16 protein-coding genes and 1 riboswitch are annotated in these 17,317 nt (G+C 62.5%); of the genes, 8 read left to right on the forward strand and 8 right to left on the reverse strand.

Annotated elements, in window-relative coordinates:
- Nucleotides 1-2: 2 nt before the first annotated feature.
- The 4 genes from LGQ03_RS12600 to LGQ03_RS12615 all read left to right on the forward strand — a co-directional run bounded on the left by LGQ03_RS12600 (nucleotide 3) and on the right by LGQ03_RS12615 (nucleotide 4,979).
- The gene (locus LGQ03_RS12600) at nucleotides 3-1,259 is read left to right on the forward strand and encodes a glycerate kinase type-2 family protein (protein ID WP_226748696.1); all 1,257 of its coding nucleotides are present in this window, start codon (nucleotides 3-5) and stop codon (nucleotides 1,257-1,259) included.
- A gap of 258 nt (nucleotides 1,260-1,517) precedes the next feature.
- Nucleotides 1,518-2,504, forward strand: a complete 987-nt coding sequence (locus LGQ03_RS12605; protein ID WP_226748697.1) for a TAXI family TRAP transporter solute-binding subunit — start codon at nucleotides 1,518-1,520, stop codon at nucleotides 2,502-2,504.
- A gap of 62 nt (nucleotides 2,505-2,566) precedes the next feature.
- Entirely contained in the window at nucleotides 2,567-2,995 is a 429-nt protein-coding gene (locus LGQ03_RS12610) for a DUF1850 domain-containing protein (RefSeq protein ID WP_226748698.1), read from the forward strand.
- Nucleotides 2,979-4,979 (forward strand): TRAP transporter permease, encoded by a 2,001-nt coding sequence (locus tag LGQ03_RS12615; protein ID WP_226748699.1) that lies wholly within the window; start codon nucleotides 2,979-2,981, stop codon nucleotides 4,977-4,979. Before LGQ03_RS12610 ends, LGQ03_RS12615 begins: the two co-directional genes overlap by 17 nt.
- Nucleotides 4,980-5,026: 47 nt before the next feature.
- Here LGQ03_RS12615 and LGQ03_RS12620 read toward each other — a convergent pair whose 3' ends face one another.
- Nucleotides 5,027-8,104: an efflux RND transporter permease subunit gene (locus tag LGQ03_RS12620; protein WP_226748700.1), complete on the reverse strand. Its 3,078-nt coding sequence runs from the start codon at nucleotides 8,102-8,104 to the stop codon at nucleotides 5,027-5,029.
- Nucleotides 8,105-8,108: 4 nt separating this feature from the next.
- Entirely contained in the window at nucleotides 8,109-9,185 is a 1,077-nt protein-coding gene (locus tag LGQ03_RS12625) for an efflux RND transporter periplasmic adaptor subunit (protein ID WP_090158535.1), read from the reverse strand.
- Between the two features lie 161 nt (nucleotides 9,186-9,346).
- Here LGQ03_RS12625 and LGQ03_RS12630 point away from each other — a divergent pair, with 161 nt between their 5' ends.
- Nucleotides 9,347-9,910 carry a TetR/AcrR family transcriptional regulator gene (locus tag LGQ03_RS12630; protein ID WP_226748701.1) on the forward strand — a complete coding sequence of 188 codons (564 nt, stop codon included), beginning with the start codon at nucleotides 9,347-9,349 and terminating at the stop codon, nucleotides 9,908-9,910.
- A 37-nt stretch (nucleotides 9,911-9,947) separates the two neighbouring features.
- Here the strand turns inward: LGQ03_RS12630 and LGQ03_RS12635 are convergent, their stop codons facing one another.
- From LGQ03_RS12635 to LGQ03_RS12660, 6 genes are all read right to left on the reverse strand, one after another.
- A complete protein-coding gene (locus tag LGQ03_RS12635) occupies nucleotides 9,948-10,106 on the reverse strand; it encodes a peptidase M23 (protein ID WP_157057405.1) in 159 nt (52 codons plus the stop codon).
- Entirely contained in the window at nucleotides 10,103-10,561 is a 459-nt protein-coding gene (locus LGQ03_RS12640; RefSeq protein WP_090158537.1) for a hypothetical protein, read from the reverse strand. Before LGQ03_RS12640 ends, LGQ03_RS12635 begins: the two co-directional genes overlap by 4 nt.
- Entirely contained in the window at nucleotides 10,551-11,816 is a 1,266-nt protein-coding gene (locus LGQ03_RS12645) for an agmatinase family protein (RefSeq protein ID WP_090158538.1), read from the reverse strand. Before LGQ03_RS12645 ends, LGQ03_RS12640 begins: the two co-directional genes overlap by 11 nt.
- Nucleotides 11,806-12,564 carry an ATP-binding cassette domain-containing protein gene (locus LGQ03_RS12650; protein ID WP_226748702.1) on the reverse strand — a complete coding sequence of 253 codons (759 nt, stop codon included), beginning with the start codon at nucleotides 12,562-12,564 and terminating at the stop codon, nucleotides 11,806-11,808. The genes LGQ03_RS12645 and LGQ03_RS12650 overlap by 11 nt, the downstream gene beginning before the upstream one ends.
- Complete coding sequence (locus tag LGQ03_RS12655; protein ID WP_226748703.1) at nucleotides 12,561-13,373, reverse strand: ABC transporter permease; 813 nt, start codon at nucleotides 13,371-13,373, stop codon at nucleotides 12,561-12,563. The genes LGQ03_RS12650 and LGQ03_RS12655 overlap by 4 nt, the downstream gene beginning before the upstream one ends.
- Before the next feature lie 75 nt (nucleotides 13,374-13,448).
- A complete protein-coding gene (locus LGQ03_RS12660; protein ID WP_226748704.1) occupies nucleotides 13,449-14,516 on the reverse strand; it encodes a putative urea ABC transporter substrate-binding protein in 1,068 nt (355 codons plus the stop codon).
- A 95-nt stretch (nucleotides 14,517-14,611) separates the two neighbouring features.
- Nucleotides 14,612-14,721: riboswitch (guanidine-I (ykkC/yxkD leader) on the reverse strand.
- Nucleotides 14,722-14,978: 257 nt separating this feature from the next.
- On the opposite strand from LGQ03_RS12660, the gene tolQ reads away from it, so the two are divergent.
- The 3 genes from tolQ to LGQ03_RS12675 are packed head-to-tail and all read left to right on the forward strand — an operon-like array spanning nucleotide 14,979 to nucleotide 17,281.
- Nucleotides 14,979-15,653 carry a protein TolQ gene (gene tolQ, locus LGQ03_RS12665; protein ID WP_172794869.1) on the forward strand — a complete coding sequence of 225 codons (675 nt, stop codon included), beginning with the start codon at nucleotides 14,979-14,981 and terminating at the stop codon, nucleotides 15,651-15,653.
- Nucleotide 15,654: 1 nt separating this feature from the next.
- Nucleotides 15,655-16,131, forward strand: coding sequence for an ExbD/TolR family protein (locus LGQ03_RS12670; RefSeq protein ID WP_056032874.1), 477 nt, complete (start codon nucleotides 15,655-15,657; stop codon nucleotides 16,129-16,131).
- Nucleotides 16,132-16,135: 4 nt separating this feature from the next.
- Complete coding sequence (locus LGQ03_RS12675; RefSeq protein ID WP_226748705.1) at nucleotides 16,136-17,281, forward strand: hypothetical protein; 1,146 nt, start codon at nucleotides 16,136-16,138, stop codon at nucleotides 17,279-17,281.
- Nucleotides 17,282-17,317 lie beyond the last annotated feature (36 nt).

Below are 17,317 nucleotides of genomic sequence, written 5' to 3' on the forward strand. Positions count from 1 at the left end.
AAATGACCGATGACGATGCAGTGGCGCTGCTCCGCCGGATGATGGATGCAGCGATCGCCGCAGCAGATCCGGCGACTGTTCTTGCCTCGCACCTCCCCGCGAAGCCAGCGGGCCGCTGCATCGTCATCGGGGCCGGCAAATCCGCCGCTGCGATGGCGTTGGCACTTGAACGGGCCTGGCCGGATGTGGATCTGTCAGGCGTCGTCGTCACACGCTATGGTCACGCGGTTCCCACCACCCGGATACAGGTGCGCGAGGCATCGCATCCCGTCCCGGACGCGGCAGGGCTGGCCGCATCGCGCGAGATCATGCAAACGGCTGCTGCTGCCGGTGCGGATGATCTTGTGATCGCGCTGATGTCCGGCGGCGGCTCTTCGCTGTTGCCGATGCCGGTCGATCCGCTGACATTGCAGGACAAGATCACCGTCAACAAACTGCTGTTGGCGTCGGGCCTGACGATCGACGACATGAACAAGGTCAGGCGCAGGCTGTCCGCGATCAAGGGGGGCGGTCTTGCGCGTGCCGTGCATCCGGCCCGACTGGTGACCTTGGCCATATCCGATGTCCCGGGCGATGATCCGGCGGCCATCGCATCCGGTCCGACGGTGCCTGACCCGACGGCGGGTGAAAATCTGGGCTATCTCGTCGATCGGCTCGGCCCGGACCTGCCCACTGCCGCGCGCGATATTCTTTTGCAGCCTGTCCGGGACGTGCCTGCATTTGCATGCGATTACCGCCTGATTGCCACCCCCGCCTTGTCGCTGGAGGCCGCGGCACAGGTCGCCCGCGACGCAGGTGTCACGCCGACGATCTTGGGCGATGCCCTCGAAGGGGAAGCGCGGGAATTGGGAATTGCCATGTCGGGCATGGCCAAATGGGTGGCACGGCAGGCCACGCCTGCATCTGGGCCCACCGTGTTGTTGTCAGGTGGTGAAACGACTGTTTCGACCAGTGGCACCATCCCCGGTCGCGGAGGGCGCAATACCGAATTTCTCCTGAGCCTTGCCATCGCACTGAACGGCCACCGTGGGATACATGCGTTGGCGGCAGATACGGATGGCATTGATGGGACCGAAGACGCAGCCGGTGCCCTGATCGGGCCAGATGTGCTGATGCGTGCCCGTCGCGTCGGCGCTGATGCCAAGGCCTGTCTTGCAAGCCATGACAGCTTCGCGTTTTTCGATGCGACGGGCGATCTGATCCGGACAGGACCGACCCTGACGAACGTAAATGATTTCCGTGCGGTCCTCGTGCGCTGATATCGGCACAGGCTCGATTATTTGCGCCAAGGGTGTTGTGCGATGTGTCCGCGCGGGCTCGCGTACAACGTCGTAAAACGCGGACGCACCAGTCTCTCAGCCATGACTCAAATTGTCCTGTCGCAGGCCTGCGACGGACGGTCTCTGATAAGGCGTGAAAAAAGGGGTCCAGTTCCGTTCAGAAATCTGTATCGTTCCCACGAACCCGGGAGGAGCCGGGTCAAACCTTGGGTGACACACCCGATTTGGGAGGACGATATGTTCAAAGAAGTCTTGCGTGGGCCGTTGGGCCTGATCGGAACCGCGGCGATTGTGACGATGGGTTTTGCTGCGCCGGCCGTGGCACAGCAGCAGCTGTCCATCGCCACTGGTGGCACGGGCGGGGTCTATTATCCGATGGGCGGTGGCCTTGCCGAAGTCATCAACAACCACATCGAAGGCTATTCCGCGACCGCAGAGGTCACGGGTGCATCGGTCGAGAACATGGGTCTGATTGCCACCGGTGACGCCGATCTGGCCATCGGTCTGGCTGACACCGTAGCACAGGCCTATTCCGGCACCGGCCGGTTCGAGGGCCAGCAGTTGCCAATGATCCGTGGTCTGGCGTCGCTTTATGCAAACATGGTGCACATCGTCGCACTCGAGGGGTCCGGCATCACATCCCTGGCTGATCTCAGCGGCAAGCGCGTGTCGATTGGTGCGCCCGGTTCCGGCACCGAGGTCAACACCAATGCCATCCTCGAGGCTAATGGCATCAGCTATGACGATATCGACGAACAGCGCCTGAACTTCAACGAAACAGCCGATGCGCTGGCCAACGGCGACATCGACGCGGGTTTCTGGTCCGTGGGTGCGCCGACCTCGTCGATCCTGAACCTTGCGACCACGCAGGACATCACGATCATCGCCCTGTCAGAGGCTGAATTGCAGGCGGCGATGGATGCGGATTCCACCTTTGCGACGACGACCCTTGCCGGTGGCAGCTACAACGGTGTTGACGAAGACATCACCGTTCTGGGCATTCCGAACGTCCTGGCGGTGTCGTCGGAAATGACCGACGATGTGGCCTATGCGATCACCAAGGCCATGTTCGAGAATATCGCGGACATGCAGGCGATCCACCCGGCGGCGAACGAAACAACGGTCGAGTTCACGATGTCCGCCACACCAGTCCCGCTGCATCCCGGTGCGATCCGGTACTACGAAGAAATCGGCGTGACGATTCCTGACGATCTGCGTCCATGATTGCAGACCACCGAGGGGGGAGGGGCATTGTCCTCTCCCTTTTCATTTGGCTGCTGCCATGCGTGGCATTGGCGGACGCGCTTGTCGCGACCCGCGCGGATGGCACCGAAATCGCGCGCTTTGACGTGGCCGACGGCACAGAGTGGTGCGTGCTCTGGAACCACTCCGTCAAGGGGTTCCCGGTGTCGGACTGCTATGAAAACAGGGCGGGGCGCATGGTTCTGGTGCATGCCCATCTGCCCGATTTCGCCGCCGGACTGGACCACATCCCGGGTCGCGGACGGCAGGTCACGGACGGACAAGGCGGCTATTTTATCCTTGATATCAACGAGCCTGTGCCGGGGAACGCTTATATTTTGCGGCCCGGACTCGGCCCTGTCGATCATCGTTTGCAGGTCGGTGACACGGTCGTGTCGCTGTCGGCGGTTGCCCCGCGTGAACGGGTGCGGATTGCCCTTTTAGGAAATACGGATAATGACGACGATACCTGACATTCCCGCACCCGAGGTGCCGCAACCGCGGTTCGTCATCCGCGCAATCACCGTGATCGGGATCGCGCTGTCGCTGTTCCAGCTCTATGCCGCCGGTGTGCAGCCGCTTGGTCTGTTTTTCCAGCGTCCCATCCATCTGGGTTTCGTTCTGGTCCTGTGTTTTCTGCTGTATCCCGCCTTTGGCCGTGGCAAGGCGCGGGGTCCGTTTGGCTGGGCCATCGACGGTGTGCTGATCCTCGCAGGGATTGCCGCTGGGGCCTGGGTGCCGTTGAACATCGACATCATTGCGAACCAGATTTTCCCGCGCCCCATCGACGTCTGGATGGGCATTGTCACGATCATCGTCGTGCTCGAGGCCGCGCGCCGGGCCGTAGGCCTTGGCATGACGCTGATCGGCGCGTTCTTTATCGTCTATGCCTTTGCCGGCAACCGCGGCGAGCTGCCGTTTCTGGCGGACTGGATGCCCGGCATCCTCAATCACCGGGGCTATTCGCTGGACCGGCTGGCCAGCCAGATGACGCTGGGTGCCGAGGGGATTTTCGGGATTCCGCTGGGCGTGGCTGCGACGTTTGTTTTCATCTTTGTGCTGTTCGGTGCCTTTCTCGAAGTTACCGGCGCGGGCAAATTCTTTATCGACCTCGCCTATGCCGCTGCGGGCAAGCAGCGCGGCGGACCGGCCAAGGCCGCGGTGATCGCCAGCGCCGGCATGGGATCGATTTCAGGATCGGCGATTGCCAACGTGGTGACGACCGGCGCCTTTACGATTCCCCTGATGAAGCGGCTGGGCTACCGCCCGGCGCAGGCTGGCGGGATCGAAGCTGCCGCCTCGACCGGTGGGCAGATCATGCCGCCGTTGATGGGCGCGGGCGCATTCCTGATGAGCGAATTCACTCGGATGCCATATGTCGACATCGTTTTGGTCTCGATTTTCCCGGCGATCCTGTATTTCGGGACCGTCTATCTGCTGGTCCATATCGCCGCCGTGAAACAGGGAATGCAGGGCCTGTCCGCAGAGGAATTGCCCAGCGTGCGCAAGGTGCTGGCCGAAGGGTGGCATTTCCTGCTGCCACTCGTCGCCTTGGTCATTCTGCTGGTTGCGGGCTATTCGCCCATGCGTGTCGGTTTTTACGCGATCCTTGCGATCATGGCGGCGGCATCGGCACGCGCGCTGTGGGATTTCCAACGTAACGGGCCAACGGCAGACCGGTTCGTCGCGATGTGCCGTCGCGGTGTGGCGCTGACACTTGAGGCCTTGGATCTGGGCGCGCGCAACGCCGTCGCGGTGTCGGTGGCCTGTGCCGTGGCCGGTATTATCGTGGGCGTCGTGGGCCTGACGGGTCTGGGCCTGAAATTCTCGGCGATGATGATCGCATTTTCGGGTGGCAACATCGTTCTGGCGCTGATCCTCGTGCTGCTTGCCAGTTTGGTTCTGGGCATGGGGCTGCCAGTGACGGCAGCCTATATCGTCCTGATCATCCTCGTGGGTCCGGCTCTGACCGAACAGTTCGGCATGCCAATCCTGATCGCACATCTGGTCGTGTTCTGGTATTCGCAGGACAGTAACGTGACGCCGCCAGTCGCCCTCGCAGGCTTTGCCGGTGCTGCGATCGCGGGATCAAAACCGATGGAAACCAGCGTGCAGGCGTGGAAATACGCCAAGGGCCTGTACCTGATCCCGCTGTTCATGGTGTTCAATCCGGAAATCATCCTGGGCGGGCCATTGCCGCTGGTGCTGTGGTCAGGGGCCATTGCCATATTGGGTCTGGTCGCTTTTGCCGCCGCGCTCGAAGGTTATCTGTGGGGGCCGATGCCGGTCTGGATGCGTATATTGCTGGTGCCCGGTGTCGTCGCATTGTTCTGGCCCGACCTGACCGTCGAAATCGTCGGATCGCTGTTGATCGCGGTCTTGCTGGGGCTGAATTGGTCAGTGGCGCGCCGCACGGCTGGCGATGCGGGGCCGCGGCCTGCTGCATCCGGGTCATGACCCGGCGGGCGCGTCCACGTGATACCGTGGCCGCGCCCCCGTAGGCATCAGGCGGGGGCCGGCACGGCCCCGTCGGCGGCCTTCTTGTCGGCGATCCGCTCCTTGCGCAGGTAGGTGTGATACAGGACCGGGACACCCACCAGCGTCAGGACCGAGGCAAAGCCGAGACCGCCCATGATCGTCACGGACATCGCCGCAAAGAAGCTGTCGGACAGCAGCGGCACCATACCCAGGATCGTGGTTGCCGCGGCCAGAACCACGGGCCGTAGGCGGCTGACACTGGCCGTGACGATGGCCTCATGTTGTGGCAGGCCTTCGGCCTTTTGCGCATCGATCTCCTCGACCAGAACGATGGCGTTCTTGATCAACATGCCAGACAGCGACAGCAGGCCCAGCAACGCGGTAAAGCTGAAGGGAATGTTCGACAACAGCAGGCCGATGGCCACACCGTTGATCGCCATGGGCACGATGGTCCAGATGACCGCCGTCTGGCGCAACTTGCCGAACAACAGGATGGTGATCAGCAACATCGTCCCGAAGGAAAGCGGCATCTGCCGACCCAGCGATTCCTGTGCCTGGCCTGCGCTCTCGAATTCGCCGCCCCATTCCATTTCATAGCCAGCCGGAACCTCGATTGCCTCGATCAGCGGACGCACCTCGGCGAACACGGTGGGCGGCGTCAGACCTTCGATGACGTTGCCTTGCACCGAAATGGTCTGGACGCGGTTTCGCCGTTCGATCACGGGGTTTTCCGGCACGACGGTGAAACCGTCCACCACCTGGCTTAGTGGCAGATAGCCTCCGATGGCCTGACTGTAGACAATCTGGTCCAGCAGCTGGCTGTCGCGTTCGGCCTCGTCGCGGGGTTTGCGCACGATAATGTCGATCAGCCGGTCGCGTTCGCGGTAGGTGCCGGCAGGAATGCCGTTGGTCGCAAGGGCAATTGCAGTCGCCACGTCGCTGCGGGTGATGCCTGCCGCCTGTGCACGATCCTCTGCATAGATCGGGCGGGTTGTGATTTCGACCTCGCGCCAGTCGTTGTGTTCGGTGTGCAGCAAGTCGGTGCTGTTGCGCAGGATTGCCTCTGCCTCTGCCGCCAGTTCACGCAGTACGGCAGGGTCGGGACCAGAAAAGCGTGCCTCGATATCCGAACCGGTCGCGGGACCAAAGATGATGCGTTTCGACTGAAGCTCTGCCCAGGGCAGCGCCTCGATCACGAATTGATCCAGCTCTGTGCGCAGGGCGGGGATCGCCTCGGGGGACGTGGCACGGATCACCAGCTGGGCATAGGAACTGTCGGCGCGGGCAGGGCTGTAGGTCAGCACGTAGCGCGACAGGCCTTGCCCGACTGTTGCGGTCACAGCTTCAACGTCGTCTCGGGCCAGCAGCCAGTCCTCGACCACGGCGATATCGGCGGACGATTCCTCGATGGCGGTGCCCTGTGCGGCCTTGTATTCAAGGTAAAAGATGGGTGTCGTCGCCGCAGGAAAGAACTGCTGTTTGACTTGGCCAAAGGCCATGATGCAGGCGACAGTCGTGCCCAGCAGACCTGCGATCACCAGCCAGCGCAATTTCAGTGCCCAGCGGACCAGTTTGCCATAGGTGCGGAACACCGGGCCGTTGTAACCGGAATCGTCTGCATCCAGCCCGCCGACCTTGAACAGGTAATGGCCCAGCAGCGGGGTGATCGTCACGCCGACGATCCACGACAGCAGCAGCGAAATGCCGATCACCGCAAACAACGAGAACATGAATTCGCCGGACGCATCGGGCGACAGGCCGATCCCGGCAAAGGCCATGATCCCGATGATCGTGGCCCCCAGCAGCGGGATCTGGGTTTTCTGCGTGGCAATATCCGCAGCATCGCGGGAATTCTTGCCCTTGCGCATTTCCTGCTGCATTCCTTCGGCCACCACGATGGCGTTGTCGACCAGCATCCCCATCGCGATGATCAGGGCACCCAGGCTGATGCGTTCGACCTTGACGTCGAACAGATACATGAAAAAGAACGTCGACAGCACGGTCAGCAGCAGCGAGGCACCGACGACGACCGCCGCGCGGGGGCCCATGAAAACCGCCAGCACCACGATCACGACCGCGACCGACATGGCAAGCGACACCAGAAAGTTGCTGTTGGCCTCGTCCACAACCCGGTGTTGTTCGTAGATCGGGCTGACTGCGACGCCGACAGGCAGCAGCGTTTCCAGCACGGCCAGCTCTGCCTCGACCCGGCGACCGACATCGACGATATTTTCAGATACCAGGCCTGACACACCCAATGTGAACACCTCCTGACCATTGTGACGCAGGATGTGGTCGGGATTCTCGATGCGCGCGCGTTTGACGTCCGCGATGTCCAGCAGGTTCAGGACCTCGCCGCCGAAACCAAAGGTCAGGCCGCTGATTTCGCGCACGCTGTCCTCTGCCGATGGTCCCTGGATTTGCAGATTCGCACTGCCATTGTTGACGAAACCGGTCGGGTTGATGGCGGTGGAATCGCTGATCGCGCCGATGATGACCGCCGGATCGACCCCCAGCTGCGACAGAGTCTGCGATGACGGTTCGACGAAAATCGCCTCTTGTGGCAGGCCCTGTAGCTGGACATTGGCCACGCCGTCCACGGTCAGCAGTTCGCGGCGCATGAAACTGGCGATGTCCCAGATTTCAGAATCGCTATAGCCGGGGGCCGCCACGGCATACAGGATGCCATAAACATCACCGAAATCGTCGTTCACGGTTGATGGCAGCGCATCCGCAGGCAGGGATGCACGTGCATCTGACACACGGTCACGCAGGTCGTCCCAGACCTGCGGCAGTGTATCGCCATCGTATTGATCCTCGACCTCGACCTCGATGACCGACATGCCCTGGGTGTTGCGCGATGTGACGTTCTTGACCTCGTCCATCTGCTGGATCGCGGCCTCCAGCACCTCTGATACTCCGGTGGCCACCTCGGCCGAGGTCGCACCTGGGTAGGGCGTGATGACAAGCGCGTTCTTGAGCGTAAAGGTCGGGTCTTCCAGCTTGCCGACGGACATATAGCCGAACAATCCGCCAAAAATGGCGAACAGGATGAACATCCATGTGTAGAGGGGAGATTCGATCGAAAAGCGGGCGATTTTCATGGGTCTATTCCACCGTCAGGCCAATGAACGGACGCACGGTTTCGCCCTCGGTCAGCATTTGCAGGCCGGCGGCCACGATCTGCGTGTCGCCTGCGATGCCGCTGACCAGCAGGTCCGTCCCATTCGGAGAACCGACCTCGACCGGTTGCCATGCCACGGTTCCGTCGGTGCCACCGGGGTTGGGCGTATAGACCAGAACGCGGGGTGATCCGTTGTCATAGGACACCGCGGATGGCGGCAGCATCACCAGACTTTCGTCACCCAATGGCAGGGTCGCTGTCACGGTGATGGATGCGCCGGGAATGATCGCCGGAGGCACGTCGTCCTGCGTCAGGGCCAGTGTGACCCGGTAGCTTTGCCCGATGTTCTGGGTTTCGGCGTTGAATTCGCGCAACTCCAGCGGGACGGGGGCGGCAAACAGCGGGGACGACCCGGTAAATTTCAGATCGCTGCCCTCGTCGACATTCTGAAACAGGCGTTCCGGCACGTCGATTTCGACGCGGACTTCTGACATGTCATGCAGGCGGACTATGGGCTGACCGGGGCTGACGATGGCGAAATTCGGCGTCAGACGCGACGCGACCAATGCCTCGAACGGGGCGTGAAGGCTGGCGTCCGCCAGCGCATCCTCGGCCTCGCGCAGGGCGACGGCAGCCAGATCACGGGCCGTTTGTGCGTCCTCGGCCTGTGTGGCTGACACGGCGTTCGTCGCGGCCAGGGTTTCAGCGCGGGACAGGGCGCGTTCGGCCTGCGTCAGGTTGATCTGTGCCCGTTCCACCGCCCGTTCAAATGGCCCCACGTCCAATGCTGCAATCTGCACGTCCTTTTGCAGGAACTGGCCCTCTTGGGCGTCGAACATCGTCATCTGGCCGCCGACCTCGAATGACAGATCGACCGTTTCCAACGCAACGACCTGACCAAAGAACGTCCTGTCGGTCAGCACGCTTTCGCCAGCGGCACGGATCAGTTTCACCGCCCTCATCGGGGCGGGATCACCCGACGGTGTCAGCGCCTCGGCCTCTTGGGCGGACAGTGGTGCAGCGGCAGCGAGAGCAAAAAGGACCGTGGCAATGCGAAGCATAGATAATTTCCATCGTAGAGTACGGCCCAGTACTTAACCCATCATCCGGCAGTGGCAAGGGGGGAAGTTCCGTCTGTTTTGCCGTGAGGTTCCCACTTTCAATTCGGGCAGGCGCGCCCTACCGTTCGTTAATGACCCAAAATCCGTCACAAACCCGTATCATGGCCGCCGCGCGAAGTCTGTTTTTCAAACATGGCTTCGAGAAAGTATCCACCGACATGCTGGCCCGCGAGGCCGCCGTGTCCAAAGCGACGATCTATCGCTACTTTCAGAACATGACCGATCTGTTGGGCTGCGTCGCAACGGCAGAGGTCTGCCGGTTTCGCGACGCCAACCCGCCGGCGGTCACGTCGCGGGCGGAATTGCAAGACGGACTGACGGCATTCGGAACGCGTCTGCTGACCTTTCTCAACGACCCCGAGACCGTGGCATTCGCCTGCCTGATCCACGAAGAGGCGCGTCATGCCCCAGACATGGGCCTGACATTTTACGATGCTGCGTTCCAGCAGACGCTCGATGATCTGGCGCGGATGTTCGGTCAGGCCAAGGATTGTGGTGCACTTAAGACTGAATTCGCACCACAAGAGATTGCTGAGGATTTCATAGCCTTGCTCGAAGGGCACGGGTTCAAGCGGGCGCAATTGGGCCTGTCGGGCCTGCCATATCCGGATGTGCCCAGCAAGGTGAACCGCGCGGTCACCACCCTGTTGCGGGCGCACGGTTAGGGCCGCTGCCGCAATCGCCGTGCAGCGGCCCCAAGGATCACATGCGGCGCCAGGCCAGATAGGCCGCCAGCGCGATGATACCGCCCATCAGCGACAGTGGAATTTCCATCCCATGCGGATGGATATGTGCGCCGCCATGGGCCAGCGCGGGCGAGGCCGCCAAAATCGCTGCGATCGTCAGTGACAGGTGTTTCATGCGTCTATTTCCTTTTTGCGTTGGGATAGAAAATCGCGGATGTCCAAGACGGATTTTTCATCCATCGAGACATAGATCAAGGACATGTTGGTGCGTTCGGTCACCATCTGGCCGGGAAAGGGCAGATAGCTCAGCTCGCGTGATCCGAATGACGGTGATGCTGTCCCGACCTGCCATTCGGTTTTCAATTCCACGTCGATCAGTTTCAGCGCCTTGGGTCCTGCGGCGGCGGGGCGTTCAAACGGCACGCCGGCCAGCTTGAGGTAGGCCGACTTGTCACGCGCCTGCACGTAGCCGTCGATGAACTGCGCGGTCAGGACCTGCAGATCTGCCGCGGCGTCATGTTCATGCATGTGGCTATGCAGGTGATCGCCGTCCGCGTGGTTGTGACCATGGCCATGAGGCGCGTGATCATGGTGATGATGATGCCCGTCCGGGCCGTGGTCATGTGGCATTGGACCACCTCTTGCCGCTGAATTCGCCGTGCGGGATGGAAACGGGCTTGTCGATATGCTGTTTGTGCGCGCCCATCTTGCCGCTGGCGACCATGGACCCCAGCACATCCACGATCACGCGTGTGCCCAGCAGGGCCGTGATGTCCGAGGTGTCATAGGGGGGCGACACCTCGACCAGTTCCATTCCGCAGATGCCCTCTGCGGCGATGCCGGATACCAGCGCCAGCGCCTCGCGCGGCAGGAACCCGCCCGGTTCGGGCCAGCCGGTGCCGGGCACGAAACCGCAGTCGATGCTGTCGATGTCGAACGACAGATAGACCATGTCGACGCCGTCCCAGGCCATGTCCAGCGCCATCTCAAGGGTCTTGTCGATCCCCATCTTTTCGACGTCGCCCATGGTGATGATGTTGGTCTCGCGTTCACGCGCGACCTTGACCGCCTCGCGCGGGACCTGCCAACCACCGATGCCGATCTGCACAAGGTTCTTGGCCGACACATTGGGCATGTTGGTCGCGTGGAACCACGGCGTGGTATGCATCCGTTCGTCCAGGTCCTTTTCCTGAATGTCGGCGTGGCGGTCGAAATGCACGATGCCGATCTTCTTGGACGTGCATTCCGCGATGCCGCGCAGACAAGGGTAGCCGATGGAATGGTCACCGCCGATCATGATGGGCAGCGAGCCGGAGCTGAACACATGGCTGACGCCACGGCTGATCTGGTCAAAGGACTTTTCGATATTAGCGGGGATCGTGAATACGTCGCCGGCATCGCACAGCGTCATCTGTTCGCGCAGATCAACGCCCATCTCGTAATTATACGGCGTATACAGCGCCGAGATCTTGCGCAGCGCCTGCGGGCCGAACCGCGTGCCGGGACGGTAGGTTGTGCCGCCGTCGAACGGGATGCCCAGGATCGTGGCGTCGTAATTGGCCACCTCCAGCACATCCTCTGCATAGGGGGCCTTGAGAAAGGTGTTGATCCCGGCGAAATGCGGCAGTTCTCCGCGGGCAAATGTCGGGATGGATTTGTCCTCGATCGCGTCGGCCCCGGTCAGACCCATGCGCAGCGCCCAGCGGCGTTCCTCGTCGGCGCGGCCGGTGGGAATGTCGCCCTCTTTCTGCATGGCCTTCCAGCCTTGTAGCTGGGTCAGGTCCGGATGGTGCTGGCGTTTGCCCTGCGCGTTGATCCGCTGGGCCAGATCGCGGGGGTGGTGCGACCTGCTGCGCCTGTTCTGGGGGCCTGTATCAGGAAACATGGGTATCCTCCGTTTGGATTTGGTGGGGAATGCCGCCGTTGCGGGCGTCAAAGTCGTAGGTGATCGTGGCCCCGAACAGCCCCGGATCATGCGGGTCCCAGCGGGGCTTGTCGAAAACCAGCACACGGTCGCCCAGCTTGAACCCCTCTTCGAGGTCGTGGGTCACCATGAACACGGTCATGTTGGTCAGCGCGCGCAGTTCCATCAGAAACGCATGCATTTGCAGGCGCGTGCCGGGGTCCAGTGCGCCGAATGGTTCGTCCAGCAGCAACACGCGCGGTTTCGCCGTCATTGCCTGACCGATGGCCAGTCGCTGCTGCATCCCGCCCGACAGTGATGCGGGATATTGGTCGGCCACATGGTTCAAGCCGATCCGCGCCAGCATTTCATCCGCGTCCTGCATCGCCTGCCGTCGTGCCGCACCGCGCAGGAAACCAAACCGCGTCTTGAACGCCGTACCGGCTATCAGGTTGTCGCGCACGGTCAGGTGCGGGAACACGGAATAGCGCTGGAACACCACGCCGCGCTCCACGTTCGGCTCGACGGCAGGCGGCCCGCCATCAATGCTGATTTCGCCGCGTGTGGGGCGTTCCTGCGCCAACAAGAGCCGCAGGAAGGTGGATTTGCCACAGCCAGAGGCACCCACGATCGAAATGAATTCGCCCTGATCGACTTCGACGTTGACCCGTTCGATGATCGACCGGTCGCCGTAGGCCTGCCAGATGTTGCGGACGCTGACGAAACTCATAGCCCGGCCTCCAGCCACGGGAACGCCCGGCGGGACAGCGTTTTCAGCGCCCAGTCGATGAGAAACGCCAGCAGCGTGATCCAGATGACGTAGGTCAGGATGATGTCCATCGCGAGATAGCGGCGCACCAAGAAAATCCGGTAGCCAAGTCCCACATCCGACGCCACAGCCTCGGCCGCGATCAGGAACAGCCAGGCTGACCCCAGCGACAGGCGCACGTTCGCGATCAGGCGCGGCAGGATTTGTGGCAATGTCACACGCAGCGCAATGACCAGTGACGATCCACCGATGGTCTGCGCCTTGATCAGTTGTTCGGTGGGGATGTCCAGCACGCGCTGTGACAGGTCGCGGATCATGAACGGGGTGATGCCGACGATGATCAGCACGACCTTTGACAGCTCGCCTAGTCCGAACACGATGAACAGAATCGGCAGCAGCGCCAGCGGCGGCACCATCGACACCACGGCGACAAAGCTGGAAAAGCCGGACCGGACCAGCGGCAGCAGTCCGATGGCCATGCCCGCAAGCAGGGAAATAGCCGCCGAAATGCCAACACCCAGCAGCAGGCGCTGCAATGAGGCCCATGTATCCTGCCACAACAGGATGTCACCACTGCGGCGGTCGGCCTCTGTGAATAGCCGGATCGCGGTGTCCAGGATCGTGGCCGGTGCGGGCAACAGTTTGTCATTCGGGTTGGCCGTCAGTCGGATGTCCGAACTGATCGCATAGGCAATCATCACCGCGATGAACGGCAGCGCGGCGAGCATGATACCGCTGCGGCGTGATGGAATACGGTTGATCAGTCGCATGACAAGCCTCCGGTCAGGGGTCGCATGAATGACGGGAATTGGGGGCGCGCGACGCGGTCGCCGCGCGCCAGAGGCTTACAGCGCGCCGTCGGCGGCCATCTGCATGTAGGTTGTGTCGAACCGGAACATGACGTTGTCCGCGTCGCCCGTCACAACGTCACCCGGATAGGCGATGCCCACAAAATCGGCGCTGGGGGCGTTCACACCCAGAATGCCCTTGTCGAACAGGAATTCCGCGACCGTCGTCATAGTGGTCGGCAGATCGGGCGATGACGCCTGTGCGACGGCATCGGCGGGATCGTAGAACATCTCTGTCACGGCCAGCTGCGCCTGATATCCGGCCAGATCCGTGCCCGCTGCCTCTGCCATGGCGGTCAACGCCTCTTCGTCACCAGCAGCCATCAGGCCCATGACCTCATACCAGGCACCGACCACGGCCTTGCCGAAATCAGGGTTGTCGGCCAGCGTCTGCGTGTTCACCACCATCAGGTCGAGGATTTCACCGGGGATTTGCGAACTGTCGAACAGCACATTTGCATCCGGGTTCGACGCCGTGATTTCGGACACCAGCGGGTTCCATGTGACCACGGCGCTGACGTCGTCGGTCGCATAGGCCGCGATCATATCCGCGTCAGATGTGTTGATGACACCGTCCAGATCGGATTCCGACAGGCCGACCGTATCCAGCCCCCGCGCCAGCAGGTAATGCGACACCGACAGTTCCACCAGATTGACCGGCTTGCCTGCCAGATCTTGCAGCGTGCCTTCGCCCTTGAGGATGACCGCGTCGTTGCCGTTGGAATAGTCACCGATGATCAGGGCCGTTGTATCGACGCCACCGCCTGCTGGGATCGACAGCGTGTCCATGTTGGTGGCGCTGACCCCGTCAAAGGCACCTGCCGTATATTGGTTGATGGATTCGACGTAATCGTTGATCTGCACGATCTCGACCGTGATGCCGTATTTTTCGGCCCATTTGTCCATGATCCCGCTGTCGGACAGATAGCCCCAGGGCATCCAGCCCGCGTAGATCGACCATGCCAGTTTGAAATCTGTCTTTTCCTGCGCCAGTGCAGGCTGCGCCATCGCAGTCGCCAGTCCGGCCGAGAGCGCCGCAGCGGATAGAATGTTCTTGAATTTCATGACTTTCCCCGTTGTGCGTCCCGCCTGTTGTCCAGATGGATTTCGCCGCGCTGGCGGAACAAGAGACAATGAGCGCGGCCAAAACCTGCGCAGTAGCCTCCCGGGATTTTGCCCCGCCGTGTGCCGCCCCGGAATTTGCCGGCGCGGTAGCTCTTCTTGGACCAGTCTTGTCGCGGGCGACAACGGAACCCTAAGTGCTCTGCCATCCCAGTAGCGGGCAGGGGATGGCGCTGTGCAACGCAGGCCGGGTCAGAAATGCGCGGCGCGACCGCGTTGCCCGAAAATTGGGCGCTGTTCGCGGGCTGGCGCATCGAAATTCAGCGCCCAAGCGATACCGGACAGGTGGAATCGCCGCGCGCGGCAGGGCGCCGATGGCGCTTGTTTGATTAGACCCGGCGCAGAATCTGCCGTATACACGCGCCCAACACAGAGCCCCGCAGGGGCCGAACACAGAGCAGGCACATGGAACAGACACACGATTTCACGATGTGGAGCATGTTCGCGGACGCGACCATCCTCGTACAACTCGTCATGCTGGCGTTGGTCGCAGCCTCGGTCTGGTGCTGGGCGATCATCGTGGACAAGACGTTGCAATATCGCCGTGCCCGGCGCGAATCCGATGCCTTTGACGCGATGTTCTGGTCGGGCGAACCGCTGGATCAATTGTTCGACGATATTGGTGCAGCACCTCAGGGGTCGGCTGAAACCATCTTTGCCGCGGGCATGACCGAATGGCGACGCAGCCACAAACAGGACGGCGATCTGATCGCGGGCGCGCAGGCGCGGATCGACCGCAGCATGGATGTCGCCATCGCCAAGGAAGCGGCCAAACTGCAAAAGGGCCTGCCCGTGCTGGCGACAACCGGATCGACGGCCCCCTTCGTGGGCCTGTTCGGCACGGTGTTCGGGATCATGAATTCATTCATCCAGATCGCGGAATCCCAAAACACCAACCTTGCGGTCGTGGCCCCCGGTATCGCAGAGGCGCTCTTGGCCACGGGTCTTGGCCTGCTCGCGGCCATTCCGGCCGTGATCTACTACAACAAGCTCAGCGCTGATGCCGACCGCATCATTGCCGGGTTCGAGGCCTTTGCCGACGAATTTTCCACCATCCTCAGCCGCCAGCTGGACAGCTGACATGGGGGCCGGTGTTCAGAAATCTGACGGAGGCGGCGGCGGACGACGCGGGCGCCGCCGCAGTCGCGCCCAGCCGATGGCGGAAATCAACATCACCCCATTCGTGGACGTGATGCTGGTGTTGCTCATCATCTTCATGGTGGCCGCACCGCTGATGACCGTGGGCGTGCCGGTGGACCTGCCTGAAACGGCGGCCAATGCATTGCCCAGCGACGACGAGGAACCGCTGACCGTCACCATCGACGCATCCGGTGCACTGTCGATCCAGAATACGCCTGTGGATCAGGCCGATCTGATCGCGCGCTTGCAGGGGATCGCGTCCGAACGGGCCAGCGACCGGATCTTCCTGCGGGCCGACGGGGCCAACGACTGGAACCGTGTCGCACAGATCATGGGTGCGCTGAATGCGGCCGGGTTTAACAACATCGGTCTGGTGACGGATATCGGCGGGCCGGACCTGATGGGCACGGACGGCTGATCCCATGCAATGGACGCCCGGCAGTACGGTTTCGGCGGTGGGACACACGGCTCTCTTGATCTGGTTGATCGGGGGCTGGGGGTTTCAGGCTGACCCCATGCCGTTCGAGGTGTCGGACGTATCCATCGTGACCTCCGAGGAATATGCGGCCATCGTCAGCGCCACCACGCCGAACCCCAGTGACGTGGCCCCGGATGCGCCCGTGGCACCGCCCGCCGAACAGACCCCGGATACACCGACCCCGGATGAGGTGCCGCCACCACCGCCGCCGCCGCCGCCGCCCGAACCACCCGTGGCCGAGGCGCCGCCGCCACCTGCACCCGATGCGCTGCCAGTGCCGCCCGAAACGCAGGCACCCGTCGCACCCGGCCCGGTCCAGGACGAGGTGGTCGCCGCACCGAACCTGAACGACGCACCACGCGCGATCCCGCGCCCGTCTACGCGTGTCATGGCCCAGCCCGTTGCCCCGCCGCCGCCTGATGCGACCCCGGACGAGGTCGTGCGCCAGCAGGCCGCACCTGAGGCCGCCCCCGATGCCCCCGTGGTCGAAGAAGCACAGGAAGAAACCGCACCCGAAGAAGCGGTGACCGAAATCGTGACCGAGGCGGAAACACCCACAGGCCGCGTGACCGAGGCACCACGCCCGCCGCAACGCCCAAATCGCCCGACGCCCGCGCCCGAGCCCGAGGTTGAGGTCGCCGAGGAAACCCCGGCCCCCGCGCCGGAACCCGAACCCGATCCGGCCCCCCAGACGGACGAGGACGCGATTGCCGCGGCCCTTGCCGCGGCCGCCGCGGTAACGGCCCCGGAACCGGATCTGGCACCCGGCCCGCCGATGACCGGCGCCGAACAAGAAGGGTTCCGCGTGGCGGTGAACGCGTGCTGGAACGTCGATCCCGGCTCTCAGGCGGCGATGGTGACGATGACGGTGGCATTTGATCTCGACCAATCTGGCCGCGTCACGGGCGACGTGCGGCAGGTCGGCGCGATGGGTGGCGACGCCGCCGCCACGGAAATCGCATATCAGGCCGCCCGCCGCGCGATCCTGCGTTGTCAGGGGCAGGACGGCTATGATCTGCCTGCGGAAAAATACGACCAGTGGCGGGAGGTGGAAATCACCTTTGACCCGTCCGGAATGCGGTTGCGGTAGGCGGGAAATCGCCAAGTCGTGATGGCGGTCACACGG

The sequence above is a fragment of the Loktanella gaetbuli genome (assembly GCF_020531945.1).
GTDB classification, from domain to species: domain Bacteria; phylum Pseudomonadota; class Alphaproteobacteria; order Rhodobacterales; family Rhodobacteraceae; genus Loktanella; species Loktanella gaetbuli.